Source organism: Kitasatospora sp. NPDC001225 (assembly GCF_053597855.1).
Genome location: NZ_JBSFJC010000030.1, coordinates 30433 through 56507 on the forward strand (window position 1 = coordinate 30433; position 26075 = coordinate 56507).

Annotated in this window: 27 protein-coding genes; 9 read left to right on the forward strand and 18 right to left on the reverse strand. The window is 72.8% G+C overall.

The window, feature by feature from the left end:
• Nucleotides 1-112 precede the first annotated feature (112 nt).
• The 6 genes from ccsB to hemL all read right to left on the reverse strand — a co-directional run bounded on the left by ccsB (nt 113) and on the right by hemL (nt 6675).
• Nucleotides 113-1243 carry a c-type cytochrome biogenesis protein CcsB gene (gene ccsB / locus ACWDCZ_RS13180; RefSeq protein WP_049650493.1) on the reverse strand — a complete coding sequence of 377 codons (1131 nt, stop codon included), beginning with the start codon at nt 1241-1243 and terminating at the stop codon, nt 113-115.
• Between the two features lie 3 nt (nt 1244-1246).
• Entirely contained in the window at nt 1247-3088 is a 1842-nt protein-coding gene (locus ACWDCZ_RS13185; RefSeq protein ID WP_074004011.1) for a cytochrome c biogenesis protein ResB, read from the reverse strand.
• A gap of 2 nt (nt 3089-3090) precedes the next feature.
• Nucleotides 3091-3864, reverse strand: coding sequence for a cytochrome c biogenesis CcdA family protein (locus ACWDCZ_RS13190; RefSeq protein WP_234348286.1), 774 nt, complete (start codon nt 3862-3864; stop codon nt 3091-3093).
• Nucleotides 3861-4478 (reverse strand): TlpA family protein disulfide reductase, encoded by a 618-nt coding sequence (locus ACWDCZ_RS13195; RefSeq protein ID WP_049650491.1) that lies wholly within the window; start codon nt 4476-4478, stop codon nt 3861-3863. The genes ACWDCZ_RS13190 and ACWDCZ_RS13195 overlap by 4 nt, the downstream gene beginning before the upstream one ends.
• A 143-nt stretch (nt 4479-4621) precedes the next feature.
• On the reverse strand, nt 4622-5272 hold the full coding sequence (locus ACWDCZ_RS13200; RefSeq protein ID WP_049650499.1) for a histidine phosphatase family protein: 651 nt from the start codon (nt 5270-5272) through the stop codon (nt 4622-4624).
• A gap of 74 nt (nt 5273-5346) precedes the next feature.
• Nucleotides 5347-6675 carry a glutamate-1-semialdehyde 2,1-aminomutase gene (gene hemL / locus ACWDCZ_RS13205; protein ID WP_375876951.1) on the reverse strand — a complete coding sequence of 443 codons (1329 nt, stop codon included), beginning with the start codon at nt 6673-6675 and terminating at the stop codon, nt 5347-5349.
• 439 nt (nt 6676-7114) lie between these two features.
• On the opposite strand from hemL, the gene ACWDCZ_RS13210 reads away from it, so the two are divergent.
• Nucleotides 7115-7597, forward strand: a complete 483-nt coding sequence (locus tag ACWDCZ_RS13210) for a hypothetical protein (protein ID WP_074004012.1) — start codon at nt 7115-7117, stop codon at nt 7595-7597.
• A 166-nt stretch (nt 7598-7763) separates the two neighbouring features.
• Here ACWDCZ_RS13210 and ACWDCZ_RS13215 read toward each other — a convergent pair whose 3' ends face one another.
• The 4 genes from ACWDCZ_RS13215 to ACWDCZ_RS13230 all read right to left on the reverse strand — a co-directional run bounded on the left by ACWDCZ_RS13215 (nt 7764) and on the right by ACWDCZ_RS13230 (nt 11983).
• Nucleotides 7764-8255 carry a MarR family winged helix-turn-helix transcriptional regulator gene (locus ACWDCZ_RS13215; RefSeq protein ID WP_049650488.1) on the reverse strand — a complete coding sequence of 164 codons (492 nt, stop codon included), beginning with the start codon at nt 8253-8255 and terminating at the stop codon, nt 7764-7766.
• Nucleotides 8256-8318: 63 nt separating this feature from the next.
• Entirely contained in the window at nt 8319-9599 is a 1281-nt protein-coding gene (locus ACWDCZ_RS13220) for a glycosyltransferase family 39 protein (RefSeq protein ID WP_049650487.1), read from the reverse strand.
• Between the two features lie 227 nt (nt 9600-9826).
• Nucleotides 9827-11500, reverse strand: a complete 1674-nt coding sequence (locus ACWDCZ_RS13225) for an RICIN domain-containing protein (RefSeq protein WP_449815991.1) — start codon at nt 11498-11500, stop codon at nt 9827-9829.
• 243 nt (nt 11501-11743) lie between these two features.
• Entirely contained in the window at nt 11744-11983 is a 240-nt protein-coding gene (locus tag ACWDCZ_RS13230) for a chaplin (protein ID WP_049650486.1), read from the reverse strand.
• 571 nt (nt 11984-12554) lie between these two features.
• Here ACWDCZ_RS13230 and ACWDCZ_RS13235 point away from each other — a divergent pair.
• The 3 genes from ACWDCZ_RS13235 to ACWDCZ_RS13245 all read left to right on the forward strand — a co-directional run bounded on the left by ACWDCZ_RS13235 (nt 12555) and on the right by ACWDCZ_RS13245 (nt 13667).
• Entirely contained in the window at nt 12555-12797 is a 243-nt protein-coding gene (locus ACWDCZ_RS13235) for a chaplin (protein WP_049650485.1), read from the forward strand.
• Nucleotides 12798-12907: 110 nt separating this feature from the next.
• Nucleotides 12908-13177 (forward strand): chaplin, encoded by a 270-nt coding sequence (locus tag ACWDCZ_RS13240; protein WP_049650484.1) that lies wholly within the window; start codon nt 12908-12910, stop codon nt 13175-13177.
• A gap of 112 nt (nt 13178-13289) precedes the next feature.
• Nucleotides 13290-13667 (forward strand): hypothetical protein, encoded by a 378-nt coding sequence (locus ACWDCZ_RS13245; RefSeq protein ID WP_147409124.1) that lies wholly within the window; start codon nt 13290-13292, stop codon nt 13665-13667.
• Nucleotides 13668-13749: 82 nt separating this feature from the next.
• On the opposite strand, the gene ACWDCZ_RS13250 is transcribed toward ACWDCZ_RS13245, so the two are convergent.
• Nucleotides 13750-14415 carry a hypothetical protein gene (locus tag ACWDCZ_RS13250; RefSeq protein WP_049650482.1) on the reverse strand — a complete coding sequence of 222 codons (666 nt, stop codon included), beginning with the start codon at nt 14413-14415 and terminating at the stop codon, nt 13750-13752.
• Between the two features lie 298 nt (nt 14416-14713).
• Between ACWDCZ_RS13250 and ACWDCZ_RS13255 the strand changes: the two genes are divergently transcribed.
• From ACWDCZ_RS13255 to ACWDCZ_RS13265, 3 genes are all read left to right on the forward strand, one after another.
• Entirely contained in the window at nt 14714-15058 is a 345-nt protein-coding gene (locus ACWDCZ_RS13255) for a hypothetical protein (RefSeq protein ID WP_049650481.1), read from the forward strand.
• Nucleotides 15059-15142: 84 nt separating this feature from the next.
• Complete coding sequence (locus tag ACWDCZ_RS13260) at nt 15143-15487, forward strand: rodlet layer protein (protein ID WP_074004017.1); 345 nt, start codon at nt 15143-15145, stop codon at nt 15485-15487.
• A 191-nt stretch (nt 15488-15678) separates the two neighbouring features.
• The gene (locus tag ACWDCZ_RS13265; protein WP_049650479.1) at nt 15679-15948 is read left to right on the forward strand and encodes a hypothetical protein; all 270 of its coding nucleotides are present in this window, start codon (nt 15679-15681) and stop codon (nt 15946-15948) included.
• Between the two features lie 87 nt (nt 15949-16035).
• Here ACWDCZ_RS13265 and hemB read toward each other — a convergent pair whose 3' ends face one another.
• From hemB to ACWDCZ_RS13300, 7 genes are all read right to left on the reverse strand, one after another.
• Nucleotides 16036-17016, reverse strand: coding sequence for a porphobilinogen synthase (gene hemB, locus ACWDCZ_RS13270; protein WP_117488311.1), 981 nt, complete (start codon nt 17014-17016; stop codon nt 16036-16038).
• Nucleotides 17017-17090: 74 nt separating this feature from the next.
• Nucleotides 17091-18743 (reverse strand): bifunctional uroporphyrinogen-III C-methyltransferase/uroporphyrinogen-III synthase, encoded by a 1653-nt coding sequence (locus tag ACWDCZ_RS13275; protein WP_049650477.1) that lies wholly within the window; start codon nt 18741-18743, stop codon nt 17091-17093.
• Complete coding sequence (gene hemC, locus ACWDCZ_RS13280; protein ID WP_049650476.1) at nt 18740-19747, reverse strand: hydroxymethylbilane synthase; 1008 nt, start codon at nt 19745-19747, stop codon at nt 18740-18742. Before hemC ends, ACWDCZ_RS13275 begins: the two co-directional genes overlap by 4 nt.
• A gap of 41 nt (nt 19748-19788) precedes the next feature.
• Nucleotides 19789-21129 (reverse strand): glutamyl-tRNA reductase, encoded by a 1341-nt coding sequence (locus ACWDCZ_RS13285; protein ID WP_375877607.1) that lies wholly within the window; start codon nt 21127-21129, stop codon nt 19789-19791.
• 25 nt (nt 21130-21154) lie between these two features.
• On the reverse strand, nt 21155-22051 hold the full coding sequence (locus tag ACWDCZ_RS13290) for a redox-sensing transcriptional repressor Rex (protein ID WP_049650497.1): 897 nt from the start codon (nt 22049-22051) through the stop codon (nt 21155-21157).
• Between the two features lie 107 nt (nt 22052-22158).
• On the reverse strand, nt 22159-22914 hold the full coding sequence (locus tag ACWDCZ_RS13295) for a 3'-5' exonuclease (RefSeq protein WP_380777102.1): 756 nt from the start codon (nt 22912-22914) through the stop codon (nt 22159-22161).
• A gap of 205 nt (nt 22915-23119) precedes the next feature.
• Nucleotides 23120-23413 (reverse strand): glutaredoxin family protein, encoded by a 294-nt coding sequence (locus ACWDCZ_RS13300; RefSeq protein WP_049650473.1) that lies wholly within the window; start codon nt 23411-23413, stop codon nt 23120-23122.
• 102 nt (nt 23414-23515) lie between these two features.
• Between ACWDCZ_RS13300 and ACWDCZ_RS13305 the strand changes: the two genes are divergently transcribed.
• Nucleotides 23516-24547, forward strand: a complete 1032-nt coding sequence (locus ACWDCZ_RS13305; protein WP_449815992.1) for an HAD family hydrolase — start codon at nt 23516-23518, stop codon at nt 24545-24547.
• A 719-nt stretch (nt 24548-25266) separates the two neighbouring features.
• Nucleotides 25267-26022: an ECF subfamily RNA polymerase sigma factor, BldN family gene (locus ACWDCZ_RS13310; RefSeq protein WP_396276770.1), complete on the forward strand. Its 756-nt coding sequence runs from the start codon at nt 25267-25269 to the stop codon at nt 26020-26022.
• Nucleotides 26023-26075: the final 53 nt, after the last annotated feature.

Consider the following 26075-nt stretch of genomic DNA (forward strand, 5'->3'; position numbering starts at 1 on the left):
TCCTCAGTTCCCTCTCGCACCGGCCGGCGGCCGGCGCGCACTACCCCGTTTCACACATCGGCCCGGCTACCTGTGGGAGAGAGCCGGGCCGGTGGGTGATCGTGTGCCCCGGTCAGATCCCCGCGTAGGAGTGCTTTCCGGTGACGAAGATGTTCACCCCGTAGTAGTTGAAGAGCCAGCAGGCGAACGCCGCCAGCGCCAGGTAGGCGGCCTTGCGGCCCTTCCAGCCGGCCGTCGCACGGGCGTGCAGGTAGCAGGCGTAGGCGACCCAGGTGATGAACGACCAGGTCTCCTTCGGGTCCCACTCCCAGTACTTGCCCCAGGCCGCCTCGGCCCAGATCGCGCCCGCGATGATGGTGAACGTCCACAGCGGGAAGACCAGGGCGTTGATCCGGTAGGACAGCTTGTCGAAGGTGGACGCGGCGGGCAGCCGGCGCCAGATCGAGGCCGAGGTGCCCAGCGGGCCGGTGGTGAGGCCGGCCGCCGTCCGCTTCTCGAAGGACTCCTTGCCGAGGTACAGCAGCGTGGCGATGAACGCCGCGTAGAAGGCGCCGCCGCAGAAGATCGCGGTGGAGACGTGGATCGCCAGCCACGGCGAGTGCAGCGCCGGGACGAGCTGCTCGGAGTCGGTGTACAGCACCGTGGTGGCGATGCCCAGGGTCAGCAGCACCGCGAGCACGACCGGCAGGCCGAGCCAGCGGACCTTCTTCTTCGCGGCCAGCAGCACCAGGTACGCGGCCGTCATCGCGAAGGCGAAGGCGCAGGAGAACTCGTACATGTTGCCCCACGGCCAGCGGGAGACCGAGAGGCCGCGGGTGATGATGCCGCCGCCGTGCAGCGCCAGCGCCAGCACGGTGAGCGAGACGGCGATCCGGCCGGCCAGGTCGGCCCGCACGCTGGTGCCGGCCGCGCCCGGGCCGTCCTCCTCCTCGGCGCCGCGCCCGGTGGTGACCACCGTCGCGCCCTCGCCCGCGATCGCGGTGCGGGTGAGCGTCGTGGTGCCGCCGCCGGCCCCGGCCACCGTGACGGTGACCTTCTTCGCGGCCTTCTTGTCCGCCGCGGCGACGGTCTCGCCCAGGCTGCCCGCCTGTTCGGTCGAGCGGACGGCGACGGCGCCCTTGCTGCCGAAGGTCCACTCGATCATGTGGGCGAACATGGCGAGGGTGTAGACCACCATCGCCGAATAGATCAGCTTGTTGGAGAGGTCGGCCAGCTGTGGGTCGACCGCCGAGGCGAGATGCACCGTCTACTCCTTGGAGTTCTGGTCGGCAGGGACTGCGGGTTCCGGGGAGGCCGCCGGGACTGTGGGGGTCCCGGTCTCCTCGGGTACGTCCGTTTCGGTGTCGGCGTCCTCGTCCGCGGAGGCCGGAGTGCCGTCCTCGTCCGCGGAGGCCGGGGTGCCGTCCTCACCTTCGGGGGCCGGGGCGTCGTCCTCCTCGTCCTCGGAGGCGGGAGCGTCGTCCTGGAGGTCGACCGCGAGCTCCGCCAGCTCCTCGGCGATCTTCGCCGACTCGCTGCGGGCCAGGCCGGCCAGCTCCACCTGGGTGCCGCCGCCCGGCAGGGCGACCGCCCGCACCCAGATCCGGCGGCGCTGGATGAACAGCGAGCCGATCAGGCCGAGGATCGCGAGCACGCCGCCGCTCAGGGCGATCGCGTTGCCCGGACGGTGCGAGATGTTGAAGCTGGCCCACTGCTTGTAGCCCTCGAAGGTCACCGAGCCGTAGCCGTCGGGCAGGTCCCAGGCCTGGCCGGGCTTGAGCCGGGCCTTGGCCGGCTGGCCGTCCTGGGTGAGCTGGGTGAGCTTGCGGGTGTTGAGCTGGTAGACGTTCTGCGGCAGGCCGGAGTCGGTGCCGAGGTCGCCGGCGAAGGCGTTCAGCACGAGTTCGGGCTCGGCGTCACCGGGGAACAGCGAGACCGGGCCGGTGCCCTCGAAGCTCAGCGGGGCGGTCGGCAGGAAGAAGCCGGAGAAGCCCATCTGGGTCTTGTTGCCGTCGGGGCCCACGCCGTAGTCGGAGACCTTCACGACACCGGTGGAGGTCAGGTTGCCGTCCTGCGGCAGGAACGGGACGGCGCCGCGGTAGACGACCTCGCCCTTGCCGTTCTTGACGCTGACGAACGGGGCGTAGCCGTGGCCGATCAGGTAGACCTTGCTGCCGCCGATCTCCAGCGGGTGGTTGACCTCGATCGTCGACTTCTTCAGCTTCGACTGGTCGCTGCCCTCGTAGTACTCGACGTTCGCGGTGAACTGCCGGGCGGCGCCGATCTGGTCGCCCTTGGTCTGGAACTTCGAGGTGAAGCTGTCCAGCTTCAGGTAGAAGGGGTCGAGGTCCTGGTTGCCGTAGAACCGGGTGCCGTTGAAGTCGTCGAGCTGGGTGATGGTGTTGGAGTAGCCCTCGCCCTGGACCATCAGCTTGCCGCCGGTGCCCGAGGCCAGGCTGGCCCAGGCGAAGCCGCCGAGCAGCGCGAACAGCGACAGGTGGAACAGCAGGTTGCCGACCTCGCGCAGGTAGCCCTTCTCGGCCGCCACCGCGCCGCCGGACAGGTGGGCGCGGAAGCCCCGCTTGCGCAGCAGCCGGTGCGCGGCGGCGTTCACCGCGTCGGCGTCCGCCTCGGTGCGCCAGGCCGCGTGGACCGGCATCCGGGTCAGGTTGCGCGGCGCGGCCGGCGGCTGGGAGCGCAGCACGCCGACGAACTGCCAGGTGCGCGGGACGATGCAGCCGGCCAGCGACACGAACAGCAGGATGTAGATCGCGGAGAACCAGACCGAGCTGTAGACGTCGAACAGCTGGAGCTTCTCGTAGATCGGCGCGACCGTGGCGTGCTGCGCCTTCCAGGCCTCGACCTTCAGCTGGCCCTGGCCGTTCTGGTACTGCGGGATCAGCGAGCCGGGGATGGCGGCCAGCGACAGCAGGAAGAGCAGGATCAGGGCGACCCGCATCGAGGTCAGCTGGCGCCACATCCAGCGCGCCCAGCCGAACGCCCCTATGCCGGTCGGTCCGTCGGACTCGACCGGCGCGGTGCTGAGCCGCTCGGCGGCGACGTCGTCCGGCGCCGGGGGCTGCTCGGTCTCGGTCGTGGTGTTGCTCACGGTCAGATTCCGATCTGGAAGTCGGCGGTCCAGGACTGCAGCTGGCTCAGCATCGAGTCCCAGATCCCGGTGACGAGCAGCAGACCGACCGCGACGAGCATGCCGCCGCCGATCCTCATGACGAGCGGGTAGTGCCGCTTGACCCAGCCGAAGGCGCCCAGCGCCCGGCGGAAGGCCAGCGCGGCCACGATGAACGGTACGCCGAGGCCCAGGCAGTAGAAGGTCATCAGCAGGGCGCCGCGCGCGGCGTCGGCCTGGTTCAGGGCGAGGTTCTGGACGGTCGCCAGGGTCGGGCCGATGCAGGGGGTCCAGCCGACGCCGAAGACCACGCCCAGCAGCGGCGCGCCGAGCAGGCCGACCGACGGCCGGCGGTGGGAGCGCACCTCGCGCATGCTCAGACCGGGGACGAGGCCCATGAAGGCGAGGCCCATCACGATCGTCACCGCCCCGAGCACGATCGAGATGACCCGCTTGTGCTCCTGGAGGGTGTCGCCGAACTGCCCGAACAGCGCCCCGCCCGAGACGAACACGGCGGTGAAGCCGAGGATGAACAGCGTCGCCCCGAGCAGCATCCGGCCGCGCCGCGCGCCGCGCGCGTCCGCGAGGTCGGCGGCGGAGAAGCCGGTCACGTACGACAGGTAGCCGGGGACGAGCGGCAGCACGCAGGGCGAGAAGAACGACACCAGTCCGGCCGCCAGCGCGATCGGCGCGGCGACCAGCAGCGCTCCGCTCTGGAGGGTCCCGGTGTTGTCGGCGAGTTGTTGCGGCAGGCTCACTGCTTCTGCTCCGCGACCACCGGCTGGAGGATCGACTCCAGCGCGTCCTCGGTGGTGCCGCCGACGGCGCGGGCGGCCAGCTTGCCGTCCCGGTCGACGATCAGGGTGGTCGGGATGGACTGCGGGTTGAGGCTGCCCTTGGGGAACTTGAGCAGCTGGGTGCCGGCCGGGTCGAAGAGGCTCGGGTAGGTGACGCCCTGCTCCTGCTCGAAGCGGACGGCGTTCTGCTTCTCGGTGTCCCGGGTGTTGATGCCGAGGAACTGGACGCCCTGGTCCTTGTACTTCTCCGAGACGTTCTGGAGGCTCTTGGCCTCGGCCCGGCACGGGCCGCACCAGGAGCCCCAGACGTTCAGCACGACGACCTTGCCCCGGTAGTCGGAGAGCTTGGCCGGGGTGCCCTCCAGGGTGTCCCCGGAGATGTCCGGCGCGTCCCCGCGCTTCCCGGCGTCCGCCTTCGACAGGTTGGTGCCCTTGACCGTGACGAAGCCGACCTGGCCCTCGCCGCCGCCCGACGAGCCCGAGGAGGAACAGCCGGTGAGGGCGAGCGCAGCGGCGGCGACGGTGGCGGCGGCTGCTGCGGCGACACGGGGACGGGGGCGCGTCATGGCAGACATGTGAAAAGTTTCGCATGGAGTTCCGGGCCGGTTCGCCGGGGTCCTCCCTTGCGCGTCGCACCCCTTCTGACCTGCGACGAAATCGGGTCACCCGGCAGTCGCCGGGTGACCCGAAGTCATACTTACACGCCGCTTACGGGAGGCTAGGCGCCGAAGCTCTTGCCCACCGGCTTGTCGCCCTTGCGGCCCTTGCCCACCAGGTGCGCGGGCAGCAGGTCGCGGGCCGGCTCGCGGTAGCCGACCGAGACGATCCGGTCGCCCTCGAAGGTGAAGCTGGTCAGCGAGGCCAGCGAGCACTGCCGGTTGCGCGGGTCGTGCCAGAGCCGGCGGCGCTCGGCGAAGGAGCGGAGGATCCAGATCGGAAGCTGGTGGCTGACGCAGACCGCCTCGTGCCCGCGCGCGGCGTCCCGGGCCGCGCCGATCGCGCCCATCATCCGCACCGCCTGGTCGAGGTAGGGCTCGCCCCAGGACGGCTTGAACGGGTTGGTGAGGTACTTCCAGTAGCCCGGGTTCCGCAGCGAACCGTCGCCGACCCCGAAGGTCTTGCCCTCGAAGACGTTCTCCGCCTCGATCAGCCGCGCGTCCACCGCGATGTCCAGGCCGTGCGCCTCGGCGATCGGCGCGGCGGTCTCCTGGGCCCGCTCCAGCGGGGAGGCCACCACATGGGTGACGTCCCGGTCGGCCAGGTCCTCGGCGACCCGCTCGGCCATCTTCCGGCCCAGCTCGGACAGGTGGTAGTCCGGCAGGCGCCCGTACAGGACGCCCTCCGGGTTGTGCACCTCGCCGTGCCGCATCACGTGGACGACGGTGATCTCTTTCGCGCTCACTTCTCGACTACTCCTGGGAATCGGGGTACGGGCCGCGGCGGTCAGGCCGTGGCGGCGGCAGCGGCGCGCGCGGCGGCCGGCAGGGCGGCGGCGATCCGCTCGATCGCCCGCTCGTCGTGGGCCGCCGAGACGAACCAGGACTCGAAGGCGGACGGCGGCAGGTAGACGCCCTCGGCCAGCATCGCGTGGAAGAAGGCGGTGAAACGGTACGCCTCCTGGGTCCTGGCCTCGTCGTAGTCGGTGACCGGGGCCTCGGTGAAGAACACCGAGAACATGTTCCCGGCGGTCTGCAGCCGGTGCGCCACGCCCTCCTTGGCGAGCGCGTCGGCGACCAGGCCGGAGACCTCGGCGGCGACCTTGTCCACCGTCGCGTACGCCTCGTCGGTGCAGCCGCGCAGCTGGGCCAGGCCCGCCGCGGTGGCGACCGGGTTCCCGGACAGGGTGCCCGCCTGGTAGACCGGGCCGGCCGGGGCCAGGTGCGCCATCACGTCGGCGCGGCCGCCGAAGGCCGCGGCCGGGAAGCCGCCGCCCATGACCTTGCCGAAGGTCAGCAGGTCCGGCGCCCAGCCCTCGTGCGCCGCCTCCAGGCCGTACCAGCCGGCCTTGGAGACGCGGAAGCCGGTCATCACCTCGTCGGAGATGAACAGCGCGCCGTTCTCCCGGCAGAGCCGGGCCAGGCCGCCGTTGAAGCCGGGCAGCGGCGGGACGACGCCCATGTTGCCGGGCGAGGCCTCGGTGATCACGCAGGCGATCTCGCCCGGGTGGGCGGCGAACGCCTGCTCGACGGCGGCCAGGTCGTTGTACGGCAGCACGATGGTGTCGCCGGCCTGGGCGCCGGTGACGCCCGGGGTGTCCGGCAGGCCGAAGGTGGCCACGCCGGAACCGGCGGCGGCCAGCAGCGCGTCCACGTGACCGTGGTAGCAGCCGGCGAACTTCACCACCTTCGCGCGGCCGGTGAAGCCGCGGGCCAGCCGGATCGCGGACATGGTGGCCTCGGTGCCGGAGGAGACCAGGCGGACCTGCTCGACCGGGGCGACCCGGGCGACGATCTCCTCGGCCAGCTCGACCTCGCCCTCGCCGGGGGTGCCGAAGGAGGTGCCGCGGGAGACGGCCCGCTGGACGGCGTCGATCACCGCGGGGTGCGCGTGGCCGAGGATCATCGGACCCCACGAGCACACCAGGTCGACGTACTCGCGGCCGTCGGCGTCGGTGAGGTAGGGACCGGTGCCGGACACCATGAAGCGCGGCGTGCCGCCGACCGCGCGGAAGGCGCGCACCGGGGAGTTGACGCCGCCGGGCGTCACCACGGAGGCGCGGTCGAACAGCGACTGGGACTGGGGGGCTTCGTAGGGGTAGCTCACAAAAGACATGGTCTCAAATCGTGTCCTCACGCTCTGCATGTCCGACCCGATCATCTGGAACGATGATCCGGGCACCGTTGTCTGTACGGTTGTCCGTACAGCAGGGGCCGCTGACTTCACCGGACCGGGGACCAGTCAGACTGTGTACACAGAGTGCGCAGGACCTCCGGTCTGTGTGCAGGGGTGTGGAGAGGACTGCCGCGTACCGCGAATGGGTACGGCGGCGCATGACGGGTAAGGAGCACGTCCGGTGGGCGCCGGACGTGCGGGGGTCTGTCGATTCCGGCGAATTCCGGTGAGGATGGTCCGAGTGTCCGAGGCGCAGGACGGTTACGACGAGGCCGCGGGGGGCTCCCGCAGGCCCGCCGAGACCGCACGCGGGGGTACGGGAGCGGGTACGGGTCGTGGTCGTCGCGGCGGTGAGAGGCGGGGTGAGGGACGCGTGGGGGTGACCTACAAGTACTTCGGAGCCCCGGACCGCGCGACGGCCGCCAGAGTCCCCACCGCCCTCGGGCCGGGCGGACTCGGCCTGGAGGCCGGCGAGCTCGGCGCACTGGGCCGCCTCGGCGACCTGATGGAGACCAGCGGCTCCCCCACCGGCCACCTCTCCACCAAGATCAAACCGGAGACGATGAGCGCCATGGTGCTCACCGGCATCCAGGGCGTCCCGCTGCACCAGGTGCCGCCGCTGGAACTGGTGGTGCTGCACCCCGACTACGCCGTCGTCCAGCTCCCCCACAACGTCGTCGAGCCGCTGCGCAAGGCCGACGAGACCGAGCTCGGCGCCGCCGCCTTCATCTGGTCCACCGTGCCGGACCGGCGCGGGCCGCGGGACGCGTTCGTGATCTACAGCATGCTGCACGAGTGGCAGGACTTCGCCAACCGGCTGCACGAGGCCGGGCACCAGCTGTACTGCCTGGTCTGGCCGTAGCACCCCGGGGTCCGGTCCGCCGTTCGAACGCGGGCCGGATCCAGGCTGACCCTTCGAACACCGGTCGTATTCAAGCGAGTTGACGGACGGTCAGTTCTCGCACCCGGTCGACCACGGGACAGTGGCGGCGAGCCCGCGGAAGCGGTCCGGGGCGGGCGGCCGGCGACTATCCCCGGGAGCGGCGGGCGCGGCGGACGGTGCGTTCGACCTCGACGGGCTCCGCGAGGTGGCCGTCCACCAGGTGGGTCAGGGCCGAGAGGAACACCTCGCGCTCGGGCTGCGGCAGCGACTCCAGCAGCTCGCGGTGCACCCGGTCGGCGATCGCGCTGCCCCGCACCACGGCCCGCTCGCCCGCCTCGGTGACCGAGACGATCCGGGCCCGCCGGTCGGTCGCGGACGGGCGGCGCTCGGCCAGGCCCGCCTTCTCCAGCTCGTCGACGGTGACCACCATGGTCGTCTTGTCCAGGTCCGCCAGCTCGGCCAGCTGGATCTGGGTGCGCTCGCCCGCCCGCGCGTGGAACAGCACGCAGTAGGCGCGCGGGGTGATCCCGAGCTCGGTGAAGGCGGCCGCCATCCGGGTGGCCAGCACGTGGCTCGCGTGGTCCATCAGCCCGGAGATGTCGCGGATCTGGCGCACGGGCGGCGGGGTCGTCGTCATACGTCCGAGGTTAGCAACGGCCCGTCTGCTGCCGGATGATCCCGTTGCCAACCAACGCCGGGTCTACGGGATGCCCAACTCGAACAGCGCATAGCCCGCGTACCAGCCCGCCGCGAGGACCGGCATGGCCAGCAGCCCGGCCAGCGAGGAGGTCCGCAGCTTGCGCAGCGCCACCGCCAGGCCGATGCAGAGCGGGAAGGCGGGCAGCAGGTAGCGCGAGATGTTGCCGAAGATCTGGTTGCTGCTCAGCGCGGTGATGATGGTGAGCGCGGTGTAGACCCACAGCACCAGCGGCGGCCGGGTGCGCCAGAGCAGCACCAGCAAGCCGGGCAGGGCGATCAGCAGGGCGATCGCGATCAGGTCCGGGACGGGGTTGGACTGCCAGAAGTCCCAGTGGCCGGTGATCACGTCCATGATCGTGCGCAGGGTGGAGGCGCCGCCGTCGAAGTAGCGGTTCCAGGCGCCCTGCTGGAGCTTGAAGTAGCCGCCCCAGTCGCCCATCTTCCAGCCGACCCAGGCGACGTAGCCGATCAGGCCCCACGGGGTGATCAGCATCGCGGTCAGCGGGCGGGCCACCCCGTCGGTGCGGCGGACCAGCGCGACCAGCGCGGCGATCGAGACGGCGGCGATCAGCGCGGCGGCGGTCGGCCGGTTGAGGCCCGCCACCAGCGCCAGCAGGCCGGCCGCCACCCAGCGGCGGGTCATCACGCAGTAGCAGGCCCAGGCGGACAGCGCGACGAACAGCGAGTCCGAGTAGACCGCCCACTCCACGCCGGAGCCCGGGAACAGGCCCCAGAGCACCGCGGCGATCACGCCCGCCCGGAAGCCGCCCAGCCGCTCGGCGACGGCGAAGATCCCGGCCGCGGCGACCAGCGAGGCGATCACCGAGACGACGATCCCGGAGCCGTACGGGCCGAGCCCGGTGACGGCGCCGACCAGCCGCATCAGCCAGGGGTAGAGCGGGAAGAAGGCGGCCGAGTTCTCGTAGTAGGTGGCCAGCGGGAAGCCGTGCAGCGGGATCAGCTGCGGGTTGTACCCGTTCTCGGCGATCCGCTGGTACCAGATGCCGTCCCAGGTGCCCAGCACATCCCAGGCGTGGGCGCCGCCGCCGCGGCCCGGCTGCTTCTTCAGGTAGTCGCCGGTGTGCGAGAGCAGCAGCAGGAAGACGGTCAGGCCGATGGCCTTGACCACCGCGTACGCGCCCAGCGCGGGCGCGAAGCGGTCCACCAGTGCCCCGAACCGTCCGGACGCCGGGCCCGTCCGTTCCTCGGGGGCCTCCGCGGGCGCCGCCCCGGGCGCTCCGGGCTGGGTGCTGGACGACTCGGTGCTCGATGCCGTGCTCATCTGGTCTGGGTACTCCCCGCCCCGCTCGTGGTCCGCGCGGCTCCGGCGCAACGATTTTCCCGTGAGCCTACGGCACGACCCCGAACCGACGGCCCCTGGCGCCCTCCGGACCGGCGCGCAGCACCACGCCACCCGTGCCGAGCACCACACCGGCCCGGTCGTGCACGCGGCCGCCGCCGCCCGGGTGGGGGCGGCGGCGGCCGGGGCCTCAGGACGTGCGGGGCGGATCAGCCGTGGACGTAGACGATGCCGAGCTTGGTGAGCTGCCAGAGCTGGTCGGCGGCGCCGGTGTCGGCGGCGAGTTCGACGTACGGGTTGCCCTTGGCGTCGAGGGTGGCGCCGGCGGCCAGGACCTTGCCCTGGTCCTGGGAGTCGGCGATCTTGTAGCGGCCGTTGCCAGCCGGCTTGAACACCCAGTGCTGGTTGCCGCCGCCGGTGCAGCCCCACTGCTGGATCCGGGTGCCGGGGGCGGTGGAGGCGGCGTTGGCGTCCAGGCACATGTTCCGGTTGCCGCTGAAGTCGAGCTCGTAGCTGCCGCCGGCCTTGGCCTCCAGGACGAAGGACTGGTTGAGCCCGCCGGTGGCCGGATAGGTGATCGCGGCCCGGCCGTTGGTCGAGTCGCCGTAGCTGCCGCCGCCGGTCAGGTCGAGCGCGTTGCCGCTGGCCGCGTTGGTCAGCTGGTACCAGGCGCCGTCCTCGGGGACGTCGCCGAACGGCTGTCCGGGCGTGAGCGGCTGGATCGAGGTGGTGTTCTGCTGGTTGAGGGTGCAGTACGCCTGCGCCAGCTCCGGCCGGGCGTAGAACTGGCCGAGGCAGACGCCCTCGCCGCGGTAGCCGGCCACCCGCAGGTGGTACGACTGGCGGACCATGTTCATGCACAGCCCGGGGATGCCGATCTGCGAGTCGCAGCCGTTGCGCACCCACTCGGAGAGGTTGATGACGTCCCCGTTGGTGTACTCGTACGGGGAGCTCGTCCACTCCGCGCAGACCTCGTGGCCGAAGGCGACCCGCCGCTGGTCGAGGTACCGGACGCCGGGCACCTGCTCGGCCGCGCCGCGCAGCGCGTCGCTGAGCGTCGGCACCACCCAGTTGTGGCCCCAGGCGAGGTCCTCGGGAAAGGCCGGGCAGCCGTCGGCGACCTTGCCGAGGTAGTCGTTGCGCCGGATGTCCGGGGTGATCGGGTTGAAGTACGACTGGTAGACCAGCTGGTACGAGGAGTCGGCGTAGCCGGCCCGGCGCATGGTCTGACGGATGTTCTGGAGCGCCGCGACCACCTTGGGCTGGACGCCCTTGGCGCGCCGGCGGATCTCGTCGCTGCCGATGGTGTCCCGGCAGCCCTGGTCCTTGGGGATCGGGAAGTACTGCGCGAGGCAGTGCATCATGATGCCGCTGAAGTCGAAGTCGTCGTTGGCGCCGATCGTGACGACGACCATCTTGACGTCGTACTTCGCCGCCGTGTCGGCCAGCTTGACGTCCTGCTTGGGCTCGCCGAAGTCGCCGCTGCCGGGGCCGGTGACCTTCGCCAGCTCCGGGTCGCTGACCAGGTCGCCGGTCTGGGCGCCGGAACAGGCGAGGTCGATCGGGGTGACCCCGGGGATGTCGGTGACGAAGATCTCCGACTTGGGGTGGCGGTGGCAGTAGTTGGTGGGGCTGTCCGTCTCCGGGAAGTAGCCGTCGTTGGTGTCGGTGCCGGCGCCCTCCCCGGAGATGGCGCTGTCGCCGAGGGCGACGACCGCGGCCGGTCGGGTGGCCGCGGGCGCGGCCGGGGCGGGGTCGGCCAGGGCGGCGGGGGCGCCGGCCAGGCCGAGGGCGGCGAGGAGGGTTCCGGTGGCGAGCAGTGCGGCGCACCGGGAGGACCCGGTGCGTGTCCGCCGCGCCGCCGACCGTGGGGACCTGGTCACACGCGTCTCCTTGCGGGGGTGGGGGGCCGCCCGGGCGGGGCGCCGAGCGGCGCGGAGCAAGAGAGGAGCAGGAAAGGTGAGCAGGTCTCGCATTCTAGGTACTGACAAGTAACGCAACAAGGCTTGTGACACCACCGGGAACTGACGGGGCGTCGCCGCCCCGGCACGACGAAGAGCCGCCGCCCCACGCCCCAGGAGGGAAGCGCGGAACGGCGGCTCGCACCGGCCGAACCGGGTGCGGGCTCAGCCCACGTTGGCGCACTTGTTGCCGAAGGCCGGGTTCAGCAGGCCGATGATGTCGATGGTGTTGCCGCAGACGTTGACCGGAACGTGCACCGGGACCTGGATCTGGTTGCCCGAGATGACACCGGGGGAACCGGCGGCAACGCCCTGGGCGCCGGAGCTGGCCATCGCGGTACCGGCGCCGGTGGCAACGATGCCCACCACGGCCGCGCCGACAGCGGCGGTCTTCTTGATGCTCATACGAGCCTCCTGACTGTTCGACAGATATGCACGGGGAGTGCGACATCTAGAACGAGACCCCACCGGACCGGTTGCGACGCTCCCCGCACTGTCACCCATCCGGCGCAACGGCGCCGCGGACCGGGCATTCGGGTGATCGGAGGGTCCGACCGTTTCCCCGCCCGCGGTGCCTCGTTCTCCCTGACGGAACCCGGTCTCCACCGGCCCCTACGCACGAATCGAGTACCGCCCATGCGCAAGCACGCCCACGCCGTCGTCGGCATCGCGGCCACCGGCGGCTCGGTCGGCGCGGCGGGCCTCCCCTACCCGGCGTCCGGCAATCCGTGCCGGAACGCCTGACCGGAATTCCAACCGTCGCGCCTTTGTCCGAAGCCTTTCCCGGCCGTGCGGGAATCGCTTCGCGGGGCACCGCGACACGGCCGCCGCGGCCACGCCCGAGCCATGGGCGGAACACGCCGGTGTGCGCCGCCCGAGTGACAATCACGGAAATCCCTACAGCCTTCGGGTGAGTATTCGTGCTCGCCCGACTCCCGACATTTCCCTTCCGTCGGGCAGAAATCGGAGGAATGACATGCGCAACTTCAAGAAGGCCGCCGTCCTGTCGCTGGCCGCCAGCGGCCTGGTGCTCGGCGCCGCCGGCGGTGCGGTCGCCAGCTCCGGTGCCGAGGGCGTCGCCGCCGGTTCCCCCGGTGTGCTCTCCGGCAACCAGATCCAGATCCCGATCCACATCCCGATCAACCTGTGCGGCAACAGCATCGACATCATCGGCCTGCTGAACCCGGCCTTCGGCAACCAGTGCGCCAACGTCGGCTGAACCCGCGGTCGCCACGTCGGCGACAGCTGATTCACCGAGCCCGTGCCGTGCCCCGCAGCGCCGGGGCGCGGCACGCTCCACCCGTGTGTGATCGAGGAGATCAACCCCCCATGCAGAACATGAAGAAGGCCGCCGTCCTCTCCGCCGCCGCAGCCGGCCTGGTGCTGGGCGCGGCGGGCTCCGCCGCCGCCAGCGCCGGCGCCGAGGGCGTGGCCGCCAACTCCCCCGGTGTCGTCTCGGGCAACCAGATCCAGATCCCGGTGCACGTGCCGATCAACCTGTGCGGCAACAGCATCAACGTCATCGGCCTGCTGAACCCGGCCTTCGGCAACGCCTGCGCCAACGTCGAGGCCGTCCCGCAGCCCGCGGACGACTGCTGATCCCGATCGGCACGCGTACCGGCCGTCCTGCCCCCCGACCAGTCGGCCGGGGGGCAGTTCGGCGTCTCCGGACAACCGTCCGGTACCTCCGATCCACCGAAGGGTGATCACGATGGTTTCGAAGAAGAGCGCGGCCGGCCTGGCCGCCGCCGTGGGTGCCGCGGTGCTGCTCGGCGCCGGTTCGGCGCAGGCCGCCACCGCCCCGGGCGAGGCCCCGGCCGGCCCGGCCAAGCTGACCAAGACCGACCTCGGCCAGGCGCTGGGCGGGACGACCACCGGCCTCGGCTACGGCGTCGCGCCGATCAAGAGCCTGCGGCTGGACCCGTGGGCGAACTCCTCGGCCGACTTCCTCAACAACGGCGCGGCCCTCCAGCCGGACCAGGGCCTGCCCGCGATCGGCACCGGGACGCTCACCGGCCCGCTGAGCGCCGGCGGCGGCGTCAAGGACCTCCCGCTGGTCGGCGGGCTGACCGGCGTCCTGCCGGGCTGAGCGCCCCACCGGGCGCGCGAGAGCCCGGCATCCCGCCGCGCGGCCGGGGTGCCGGGCTCTCGTACCGGATGGGATCCCGGGGTCAGAGCTGGGTCAGGTCGGTCAGGCCGGTCTGCCCCACCACGGTGGTGGCGGTCGTGGTGGTGGTCCCGGCCAGGGCGCCCGCCGTGTCGGTGAGGGAGAGCCGGCTGTCGTCGCCGCCGAGGCTGGCCTTGGCCCCGGGGATCACCTGCACCGCGCCGGAGACCAGCCGCGGGTCGATCTCGTCCACCTTCAGCCGGCCGTCGGCGAGCTGGCCGGCGCCGTCCCGGGCGAGCGAGAGCGGCTGCCCGAGGGTGAGCCCGGGGGTCTTGGCGTGCAGCGGGGCGGCCGGGGCGTCCAGCAGCACCTTGCCGAGGTCGGCGCCCTGGTCGACCAGCGGGAGCGGCAGCTCGGCCTTGGCGCTCGGACCAACCTTGCCGGTGGTCAGCTGGGGGACGATCTGCTCCGGGAGCAGCGCCCCGTCGGAGCTGGTGGTCCGGCCGGGCGCCGGCGGCATGAGCAGCGAGGTCGGGATGCCGGCCGTGAGGCGGCTGCCCAGTGGGGCGAGCGGGATGTCCGCGGGGACCTGCTGGGTGGCCAGCGAGTCCTCCAGGGCGCCCACCTGGTCGGGGCCGATCGGGGCGGCGGCAGAGGCCGCCCCCTGGGAGGCGAGCACACCGGCACCGACCGCCAGCAGCATCACGCCGGCCCGCTTGGAGAACTTCATGCTTTTCACCGTTCTGCTGTCCGTACTGGGGATCACTGGGAGCGGCTGCGGGGGCGCAGCCGGAAAGCGTTCTGCTCAACGAGTGACCGGGAGCTCGGATTGCGGCCGTTAACCGGTTCGGCTTAATAATCCGACCGGATTCCGTTGACCGTCGCGCCTCCGGGACTCTTTTCCAGAATCCCCGTAACCTTCCGTGCCGTCATTCTTTGATCTGAACGTCAGTGACTGCCGACCGGGTCTGAGCGTTCTCAGCGCCGTACGCAAGGAATCCAAAGAGCATTTCAGAGAGGGATCTCCCATGATCCAGAAGTCCTTCGCCGCCGCCGGCCTGGCCGTCGCCGCGCTGGCCGGTGCCGCCGGCCCGGCCTCGGCCATCGGTGACGCGGACGGCGCCGCCGCCTCGATCGAGGGCAACGGCGGCACCAACTTCACGGGCACGGTCGGGAACAACAGCCCGAACTTCCACTTCCTGGACAACCCGAACATCTGCCTGCCGGAGATCCACAACATCGCCGTCGGCGTGCTCGGTGTGGCAGTCCCGGTCGAGGTCCCGATCGCCAACAACGGCGGTCGGCAGTACTGCACCGTCGGCCAGGGCACCCAGAGCCAGGGCGACGGCGGCGTGTCCCACCTGATCGGCTGATCGGTCGCCGCCCTGATCTCCCTGCACCACCCGCTGTTCCACCTTCGAATCGCCCCCCGATTCACCCCGAGAGGAAAACCAGAAATGATCAAGAAGTCCCTCGCCGCCGCCGGCCTGGCCGCCGCCGCCCTCGCGATGTCCGCCGGCTCGGCCTCCGCCATCGTCGACTCGGACGGCGCCGCCACCTCCGTCCAGGGCAACGGCGGCACCAACCACACCGGCACCGCCGGCAACGGCAGCCCGAACAGCCACGTTCTGGACAACCCGAACATCTGCCTGCCGGAGGTCCACAACATCGCGGTCGCCGTCATCGGCATCGCGGTTCCGGTCGAGGTCCCGGTCCTGAACAACCAGCCGAAGCAGATCTGCAACGTCGGCCAGAACACCCAGTCCACGGGCGACGCGGGTGTCTCGCACCTGATCGGCTGATCACGGGGCACGGCACGGTCGGAGGGCCCGGGGAGGAACACCTCCCCGGGCCCTCCGGGCTGTGCGGACGAAGTGTCCGGCCGACCGCCGCAGCGCGGTCCGGCCGGGTGAGCGGCGGGCCGGTCCGGACCGCCGGATGTGAACACGTGTCAGAGCGCCCGTGGGGGCGCTCCCAGAGAGAGGGCAGTTCCATGAAGAGCAAGCTGGCCAAGGCCGCCCTGACCGCCGCCGCCGCACTGGCGCTCGCCGGTGCCGCCACCCCGGCCTTCGCCCACGTGGGCTTCGTCGGCGGCGGCGAGCTCGTCGCCTCCGCCGACCAGCCGTTCCTGGCCGGCGGGGGCTTCGGCCTCGCCCACGCCGGGGACACCGCCGCCGGCGGCTTCGGTGGCGGCGCCGCCACCTCGACCGACCTGGTCGGCGGCGGCGCGGGCTTCGGGCACGCCGGCGACGTGGGCTTCTGAGGCCTGCCGGACACGGCCTAGCGGGAACCGGGAAGGCCGGGCCGCTCCCCCACGGGAGCGGCCCGGCCTTCCGCCGTACGGGGTCCGCTACTTGAGCAGCGCGGCGGCTTCGAGCGCCCAGTAGGTGAGGATCTGCTCGGCGCCCGCGCGGCGGATCGAGGTGAGCGTCTCCATGATCATCCGCTCCCGGTCGATCCAGCCGTTCGCGGCGGCCGCCTCGACCATCGCGTACTCGCCGGACACCTGGTACGCGGAGACCGGCACCGGGGAGGCGTCGGCGACCTGGCGCAGGATGTCCAGGTAGGCCATGGCCGGCTTGACCATCACCATGTCGGCGCCCTCGGCGAGGTCCTGCTCCAGCTCGCGCAGCGCCTCGCGGGCGTTGGCCGGGTCCTGCTGGTACGACTTGCGGTCGCCCTTGAGCGAGGAGCCGACGGCCTCGCGGAACGGGCCGTAGAAGGCCGAGGCGTACTTGGCGGTGTAGGCGAGGATGCCCACGTCCTGGTGCCCGGCCTCGTCCAGCGCCCGCCGGACCACGGCGATCTGGCCGTCCATCATGCCGGACGGGCCGACCAGGTGGACGCCGGCGTCGGCCTGCACCCGGGCCATCTCGGCGTAGCGCTCCAGGGTGGCGTCGTTGTCGACGCTGCCGTCGGCGGCCAGCACGCCGCAGTGGCCGTGGTCGGTGTACTCGTCCAGGCAGAGGTCCGACATGACCACCAGGGAGTCGCCGACCTCGGAGACCACGTCCCGGATCGCCTGCTGGAGGATGCCGTCCGGGTTGGTGCCCTCGCTGCCGACGGCGTCCTGCACCTCCGGGACGCCGAACAGCATGAGGCCGCCCAGGCCCGCCTCGGCCGCCTCCACCGCGGCCTTGCGCAGGGTGTCCCGGGTGTGCTGGACCACGCCCGGCATCGACGTCACCGGGACGGGCTCGCTGACGCCCTCGCGGACGAACAGCGGCAGGATCAGCTCCGCCGGGTGCAGCCGGGTCTCGGCCACCAGCCGGCGCATCGCCGGGCTCTGGCGCAGCCGGCGGGGGCGAACGTACGGGAATTCAGCGGACACGGCTTCTCTCTCCGAACGGTTGTGCAGTGCCGGGGGCGACGAACGGCCGCCCCCGGCAGCATAGTTAAGAATCCTCAGCGGGCCTTGCGACGCGAGCCGGGGCGGCGCTCGCTGGGCCGGTAGACCGGCTCACCGGCGGCCGTCGCGGTGTCCCGGCGCTTGGCACCGAAGTCCGCCAGCGCCTGGGCCAGCGCGGCCGCCGACGGCGCCGGGGCCATCACGTCGACCCGCAGGCCGTGCTCCTCGGCGGTCTTGGCGGTCGCCGGGCCGATGCAGGCGATGACCGTGACGTTGTGCGGCTTGCCCGCGATGCCGACCAGGTTCCGGACGGTCGAGGACGAGGTGAACAGCACCGCGTCGAAGCCGCCGCCCTTGATCGCCTCACGGGTCTCGGCCGGCGGCGGCGAGGCGCGCACCGTCCGGTACGCCGTCACGTCGTCGACCTCCCAGCCCAGCTCGACCAGGCCGGCCACCAGGGTCTCGGTGGCGATGTCGGCGCGCGGCAGCAGCACCCGGTCGATCGGGTCGAAGACCGGGTCGTACGGCGGCCAGTCCTCCAGCAGCCCGGCCGCGGACTGCTCGCCGGAGGGCACCAGGTCCGGCTTCACGCCGAAGTCCACCAGGGCCTGCGCGGTGGTCTCGCCGACCGCCGCGACCTTGATCCCGGCGAACGCGCGGGCGTCCAGGCCGTACTCCTCGAACTTCTCCCGGACGGCGCGCACCGCGTTCACCGAGGTGAAGGCGATCCACTCGTAGCGGCCGGTGACCAGGCCCTTGATGGCCCGCTCCATCTGCTGCGGGGTGCGCGGCGGCTCGACCGCGATGGTCGGCACCTCCTGCGGCACCGCGCCGTACGAGCGCAGCTGCTCGGACAGGCCGGTGGCCTGCTCCTTGGTGCGCGGCACGAGGACGTTCCAGCCGAACAGCGGCTTGGTCTCGAACCACGAGTGCGAGGCCCGGTGGGCCACCTGCTCGCCCACCACGGCTATCACCGAGGTGGCCGGGTCGACCGGGGCGGAGACCGGCGAGGGCAGCACCCGGGCGGCCTTCAGGTCCGCCGCGATGCCGGACAGCGAGGAGGTGAAGGTCCGCTGGCGGGTGGTGGTGCCGGAGAGCGTGGCGCTCAGCGCCGACTCCGGCTTGCGGCCGCCCGCGACCAGCGCGGCGGCGGTGGCGGGCAGCTGGCCCAGGGTGGTGCGGACCACCAGGGTGGTCTCCGGCGCGCCCAGGTCGACCGGGCTGCCGGCCAGCAGCGCGGCGCCGTCCACGAAGCGCACGTCGGTGCCGGAACCGGCGCGCAGCGGGACACCCGCGTACGCCGGGACGCCGACCGACTGGGCGACGCCCGGGATCACCTCGAACGGGATCCCGTCGCCCGCGCAGCTGAGCATCTCCTCGGCGGCGCAGCCGTCCAGGCCGGGGTCGCCGTCGACGGTGCGCACCACGTGCTTGCCGGAGCGGACGGCCTCGGCGACCACCTTGGCCAGGTCGAAGTCGGCGCCCTCGGCGGCGGGGGCGTGCACCTGCACGCCGGCCGGACAGTGGCTGCGCACGGCGGCGGCGGTCAGCGGGTCGGCGACCAGCACGTCGGCGGTGGACAGCACCTCGACCGCGCGCAGGGTCAGCAGCCCCGGGTCCCCGGGGCCCGCGCCCAGGAAGGTGCACCGTCCGGTGGCGGGCTGTCCCGCCGGGAACAGGGCGTCGGTGGCGGCGGTGGTGGGGCTCATCGGGCTCGCTCCCCCATCAGGGCGGCCGCGCCCGCGGCGAGCAGCCGGTCAGCCAGCGTGCGGCCGAGGGCCGCCGCCCGCTGCTCGGCGGTCTCGTCGAGGACGATCGGACCGTTGGCGGACATCTTCAGCAGGGCGGTTCCGTCGGGGTCGCCGACCACGCCGTCCAGCCGCAGCTCGTTCTCCCGGCCCCAGGTGGCCAGCGCGGCCACCGGCGCCGAGCAGCCGGCCTCCAGGGTGGCCAGCAGGGCGCGCTCGGCGGCCACGGCAACCCGGGTGGGGGCGTGGTCCAGCGCGGCGAGCGCGGCGGTCAGCTCCTCGTCGGCGGTGGTGCACTCGATCGCGAGCGCACCCTGGCCGGGGGCCGGGATCATCACCTCGGTGTCGAGGTGCTGGGATATCTCGGCGCTGCGGCCGAGCCGGTTCAGGCCGGCCGTGGCCAGCACCACCGCGTCCAGCTCGCCGCTGGTCACGAAGCCGATCCGGGTGTCCACGTTGCCGCGGATCGCGACGGTCTCCAGCTGGGCGCCGCGGGCCCTGGCCCAGGCGTTCAGCTGCGCCATCCGGCGCGGCGAACCGGTGCCGATCCGGGCCGGGCGGCCGGCGCCGGCGAGCTTCTCGACCAGCTCCTCCAGGGCCAGGCCCTCGGCGGCGACCAGGGCGTCCCGGACGTCCTCGCGCTCGGGGACGGCGGCCAGCGCCAGGCCCTCGGGGGCGGCGGTGGGCAGGTCCTTGAGCGAGTGCACGGCGAAGTCGATCCGGCCCTCCAGCAGCGCGTCGCGCAGCGCGGAGACGAACACGCCGGTGCCGCCGATCTGGGCCAGCGACTCCCGGGAGGTGTCGCCGTACGTGGTGATCTCGACCAGCTCGACGGGGCGCCCGGTGACCCTGGTCACCTCGCGGGCCACCATGCCCGACTGCGCCATGGCGAGGGCGCTGCGCCGGGTGCCGAGCCGCAGGGCCGCGGTGGCCGAGGGCTGCTCCGTGATCGGTTGACCATTCATGAGGTGATCGTCCCGGTGGTACTCGTGGGATGGCTGACGGTTCATCTGGTGCCCCCGGCCGAGGGCTGGGGCGCGCCGCCGACGGGCGTGCCCGACACGGCGTGCACGGCCGCCGGGTCGAGGTCGAACAGTTCCCGCAGCGCCTCCGCGTAGGAGGCGCCGCCGGGCTCGGCGGCCAGCTGCTTCACCCGGACGGTCGGGGCGTGCAGCAGCTTGTCGACGACGCGGCGGACGGTCTGGGTGATCTCCGCGCGCGAGCGCTCGTCCAGGTCGGGCAGCCGGGAGTCCAGCCGGCCGAGCTCGGCGGCGACCACGTCGGAGGCCATCGAGCGCAGCGCGACCACGGTCGGCGCGATCCGGGCGGCCCGCTGGGCGGCGCCGAAGGCCGTCACCTCGTCGGAGACGATCCGGGTCACCTGGTCGACGTCGCCGGCGCCAGGGCTGGCGGCGTGCGCGTGGGAGAGGCTCTCCAGGTCCACCAGCAGGGCGCCGGGCAGCTCGTGCACGGCGTGGTCGACGTCGCGCGGCATGGCCAGGTCCAGCAGGGCGAGCGGCTCGGGGGACCTGCGGGAGGCGACGGCGGCGGCCACGTCCTCGGCCCGGACCACCACACCGGCCGCGCCGGTGCAGGAGATCACCAGGTCCACGTCGGCGAGCGCCTCCGGCACCTTGGCGAGGTCCAGCACCCGGGCCACGTCCGGGCCGAGGATCTCGACCAGCCGCTCGGCCCGGGCCGGGGTCCGGTTGGCGATCAGCAGGTCGGTCACGCCGGAGCGGACCAGGGTGGCGGCGGCCAGCGAGCTCATCGAGCCGGCCCCGACCACCAGCGCGCGCTTGCCGGCGATCTCGCCCGCGCCCGCCGCGACCTGCTCCAGGCCGAAGGTGACCAGCGACTGGCCGGCCTTGTCGATGCCGGTCTCGCTGTGCGCCCGCTTGCCGACCCGCAGCGCCTGCTGGAACAGCTCGTTCAGGCCGCGCCCGGCGGTGTGCTCCTCCTGGGCCTTGGCCAGCGCGTCGCGCAGCTGGCCGAGGATCTGGCCCTCGCCGACGACCATCGAGTCCAGGCCGCAGGCCACCGAGAAGAGGTGGTGGACGGCGCGGTCCTCGTAGTGGACGTACAGGTGGGAGGTCAGCTCCTCCAGGTCCACCCCGCTGTGGTGGGCCAGCAGCAGCGACAGCTCGGCGACGCCGGCGTGGAACTTGTCCACGTCCGCGTACAGCTCGATCCGGTTGCAGGTGTTCAGCAGCGCGGCCTCGCCGACCGTCGCGGTGGCGGCCGCGTCGTGCAGCAGCCGGGTCGGCACGTCACCGGTCAGCGCGGCGCGCTCCAGTACCCCGACCGGGGCCGTGCGATGGCTCAGCCCTACGACGAGAAGGCTCATGCCCGCCCCCCACAGCTCTCGGTGTTCATGCGGGCATCACCGCGGAGAGATCCCCGTCGCCGCCCTTGGCGGACTTTCCCTTGGCCTGCTCGGCCTGGTCCTTGGCCGCCGGCTCGGCGGCGCCCCGGCCCTTGCCGCTGCCGCCGGCCGCGCGGCGCAGCTTGGCGGCGGCCGCCCGGACCGGACCGGGGGCGCGGTCCAGCACCGACTCGGCGCGGTCGTCCGGCTCCTCGCCGGCCTTCCGCTGCTCGTGGAAGGCCAGGATCTGGAGCTCGATGGAGAGGTCCACCTTGCGCACGTCCACGCCGTCCGGGACGGACAGCACGGTCGGGGCGAAGTTCAGGATGCTGGTGACGCCGGCCTCCACCAGCCGGTCGCACACCTGCTGGGCGGCGCCGGGCGGGGTGGTGATCACGCCGATGGAGACGTGCTGGCTCTCGACGATCGACTCCAGCTCGTCCATGTGCCGCACCGGCAGTCCGGCCGCGGTGGAACCGACCACGTGGGGATCGGCGTCCAACAGGGCGGCCACCCGGAAGCCGCGGGAGGCGAACCCGCCGTAGTTGGCGAGCGCGTGGCCGAGGTTCCCGATGCCGACGATGACGACCGGCCAGTCCTGGGTCAGGCCGAGCTCGCGCGAGATCTGGTAGACGAGGTACTCGACGTCGTAGCCGACGCCGCGGGTGCCGTAGGAGCCGAGGTAGGAGAAGTCCTTGCGCAGCTTGGCCGAGTTCACGCCGGCGGCGGCGGCCAGCTCCTCGGAGGAGACGGTCGGCACCGAGCGCTCGGAGAGCGCGGTGAGGGCCCGCAGATACAGGGGCAGGCGGGCGACCGTCGCCTCCGGGATGCCCCGGGCACGCGAGGGTCGGCGCGCGGCGCCCTGGTCGGGCGTCTGCGAACTGCTCTGTGGTGATCGGCCGATTGCCACGGTGCTCCTGTGGGTGAAGCTGGGCTTAGGCAGCCAGGCTATGTGTTTGTGAACGTGTGCACAAAGATGGTGTCCGTTTTGTCCCCGCACAGTGATGCGCATCACGCCATCGAACGCATAGCACCGGCCTGGGTCAGCACGACCTCCGGGGCCTGGGAATCGGGCAGCCACGGGCCGTACGACGCCTCCCGGCGCAGCAGCGGGACGGCGGCGCCGGACGGGCGGGAACGGGCCCGGCCGAGCCGGGGCCAGGGCAGCCGGGCGGCCTCCCGCAGCGGGCCGGTCCAGTCGTCCGGCGGACAGGACGGGGCATCCAGGCAGTACCGCAGCAGCTCGGCGGTCACCCGGGCATCGCCCAGCGCGGTGTGCGCCGGGTACCAGCCGAGGTCCGCCGCCTCCACGCAGGCCGCCAGGCCGTGGCTCCGGGCCTCCGGCAGGTGGGCGCGGGCCAGCCGCATCGTGCACAGCAGCGGGACGGGCGGCAGCGGCACCCCGATCCGGGCGAACTCGCGATCCAGGAACGCGTGGTCGCAGCTGACGTGGTGACCGACCAGCACCCGGCCGGCCAGCAGCTCCAACAGCCACGGGGCGATCTCGCGGAAGCGCGGGGCGCCCTCGACGTCGCACTGGCGTATCCGGTGCACATGGGTCGGGCCGACCGGGCCCAGCGGGTCCAGCAGGGTGGCGAACTCCCCCTCGGCGCGGAGCCGCTCGTCGAGCAGCACCACCGCGACCTCGACCACCCGGTGCCGCCACGGGCTGCGGCCGGTCGCCTCCACGTCCACCACGGCGAAGCCCCGGGGGGCCGTCCGGAACTCCGGGGCTCCGGGGGCCCCAGGGACAGGACCGGGAAGCATGGCGCACTCCTCGTGTGCTCAGCCCCCCACGGGCGCAAACGCGTTCGATCGTAAGCCGACCAACCCGCCCCGTCCCAAGCCGGAACGGAGTGTCTTTGGCAACGATTCGGCGAACCGCCCCCGCCGATCGGCGGGGGGCCGGTGCGCGGACGAACGCGCGGTCAGACCCCGCTCAGCCGCCGCCCGGCCGCGCCCGGCCGCACACTCAGCCGCCGAGGGCGGTGCGCAGCCGGCGCTCGTCGACCCGCCAGAAGTCGTGCTGGCGACCGTCGATCAGGGTGACCGGAATCTGCTCCCAGTAACGGCGGTACAGCTCCTCGTCCCGGGTGATGTCCCGCTCCTCGAAGGACGCGCCCAACTCCCCCGTCACCCGGAGGATCACCTCGCGGGCCTCGTCGCACAGGTGGCAGCCGGGCTTGCCGACCAGGGTCACGGTCCGGCCCGCGGGCTCGGGGCTCTTACGTCGCAGCAGTGGGCTCACCACCCCATTCTCCGCCATGGCGCCCACCCGCCCCCGGGGCCCGCGCCCGGTGGAGCTGTTCACCCCGCGGGCACGGCTGCGTCACGGCCGCCGGGCGCCCGGCTGGCTATCCTCGATGACATGGCCGTGCTCAGAAGGCTCACCCAGGCAAGGCGTTCCAGCAGCGAGCGGAGCGCCCTGGCCGGCGAAGCCGCGGCCGAGGCGGCCGAGGCCGCGCTGCGGGCCGAGCCGGCACCCGACGCCGGGCCCCGGGACACCGCCGGACCAGGGGGCAGCACCGGCCCCGGGGACGCCGCCGGGCCGGACGCACCGGCCGCGGCCAAGCCCGGACGGACCCCCAAGGCCCCCGCCGAGAACCACACCCCGGACCCGGACGACCCCCGCGCCGCCGCCTTCTTCGACTGCGACAACACCATCCTGCGCGGCGCCGCGATCTTCTACCTCGGCGTCGGCCTCTACCGCCGCGGCTTCCTCACCCGCCGCGACATCGCCCGCTTCGCCTGGCAGCAGGCCTGGTTCCGGCTGCACGGCACCGAGGACCCGGACCACATCTCGGACGCCAAGCAGTCCGCCCTCGGCATCGTGGCCGGCAAGCCCACCGCCGACCTGGAGGCGATCTGCGAGGAGATCTTCGAGGAGGTCGTGGCGGACAAGATCTGGCCGGGCACCCGCGCCCTGGTCCAGATGCACCTGGACGCCGGCCAACGGGTCTGGCTGGTCACCGCCGCCCCGCTGGAGGTGGCCCGGATCATCGCCCGGCGGCTCGGCATGACCGGCGCGCTGGGCACCGTCGCCGAGGCCAGGGACGGCCGCTACACCGGCCGACTGGTCGGCGACCTGCTGCACGGCCCGGCCAAGGCCGCCGCCGTCCGGGCCCTGGCCCGGCGCGAGCGCCTCGACCTCGACCGCTGCGCCGCCTACAGCGACTCGGCCAACGACATCCCGATGCTCTCGCTGGTCGGCCACCCGTACGTGGTGAACCCGGACGGCGCGCTGCGGCGCCACGCCCGGGCCCAGGGCTGGCGGGTGCGGGACTTCCGGACCGGGCGCAAGGCGGCCCGGGTGGGGCTGCCGGCGGCGGCCGCGCTCGGGGTGCTGGCCGGCACGGCGGCGGCCGGGGTGGCGCTGAACCGGCGCCGCCACCGGGCCTGAACCACCCGCCCGAACCCCGGCCCGGAACCCCGGCCCCGAGCCTCGCGCCGGACGGCCGTCCGGGCCGCCGGAGGCTTTCCGGAAGCTTTCCGGAGACTCTCCGAGGCGCTCCGGGGCTCTCCGGGGCCGTTCGGAGGCCGCCCGGTCGGGCTCGCCCCGGCGGGTGAGCGGTCGTCAACAAGGCCTCTGACCTGGCCCCTCTTACGGGCGAACTCCCCGCCGTCACAGGGCAGTCCGCGTCACCTGCTCGAACCTGTCGCCCGGTGACCGGTTCTGATCGTTCGCCAGGCCGGGAAAGTCAGGGGTTGCCGAGCCCCAAGGCTGGGAAACCGCCCCCCAGGCCGCCAAATTGGTCACCCTGAGCGCCCGTTCGATCACGTTAAGCCGGATGAACGATGACAGCTCCGGTCAATGTCAGCCGAACATGCGCAACAAATGGATCCCAAACGACCACTTCGACCACACGGTGTAGCTGTCATTGCACAAAGCGTTATTCTCTCCTGGATGCACGTCACCACGCGTCCCGCTCGAACGGACGCTTCGGGGAGTGCTCTCCGCGCAGGCGGAGGTGATCCGTCCACAGTTCTGCCTCTGGGAGTCCCGTGTACCCACCCGTCCGGAACGACGCGCCTGCACCCTCCCGCCCGTCGTCCGCGCCCCTGCGTCCCCGCACCGGCCTCCGCGACCGGCCGACCGCCGAGCGGCAGATCTCCACGGGCCTGACCCTGTTGCGCACCCTGCTCCGCAGCCAGTTCGCCGCCACGCCCCAACTCGCGCTCGCCGGAGGACCGTTCGTCCAGCCGCAGCCGCCCGGCCTGGCACTGCGCACCACCGCCGCCGGCTCGACCGGCACCGGCTCGCGCGGCCGCACCGGCAGCGCCGGCCGGGGCCGCGCCCGGACCGCGCCCAGCCCCGGCTACGAGACCGAGCACAACCCGGTCATGGAGCTGGTCGAACGGGCCCAGGCCGGCGAGAGCGAGGCCTTCGGCCGGCTCTACGACCACTACGCGGACACCGTCTACCGCTACATCTACTACCGGGTCGGCAGCCGGGCCACCGCCGAGGACCTCACCAGCGAGACCTTCCTGCGCGCCCTGCGCCGGATCGGCACCTTCACCTGGCAGGGCCGGGACTTCGGCGCCTGGCTGGTCACCATCGCCCGCAACCTGGTCGCCGACCACTTCAAGTCCAGCCGCTTCCGGCTGGAGGTCACCACCGGCGAGATGCTCGACTCCAACGAGTGCGAGCGCAGCCCCGAGGAGTCGGTGCTGGAGTCGCTCTCCAACGCCGCCCTGCTGGACGCGGTGCGCCGGCTCAACCCGCAGCAGCAGGAGTGCGTCACCCTGCGCTTCCTGCAGGGGCTGTCGGTGGCCGAGACGGCCCGGATCATGGGCAAGAACGAGGGCGCCATCAAGACCCTCCAGTACCGCGCCGTCCGCACCCTGGCCCGGCTGCTCCCGCCCGACGCGCGATGAGCCGCGCCGAGGACGGCACCGGCTCCGTGCGGTCCGGCACCGTACGGTCCGGC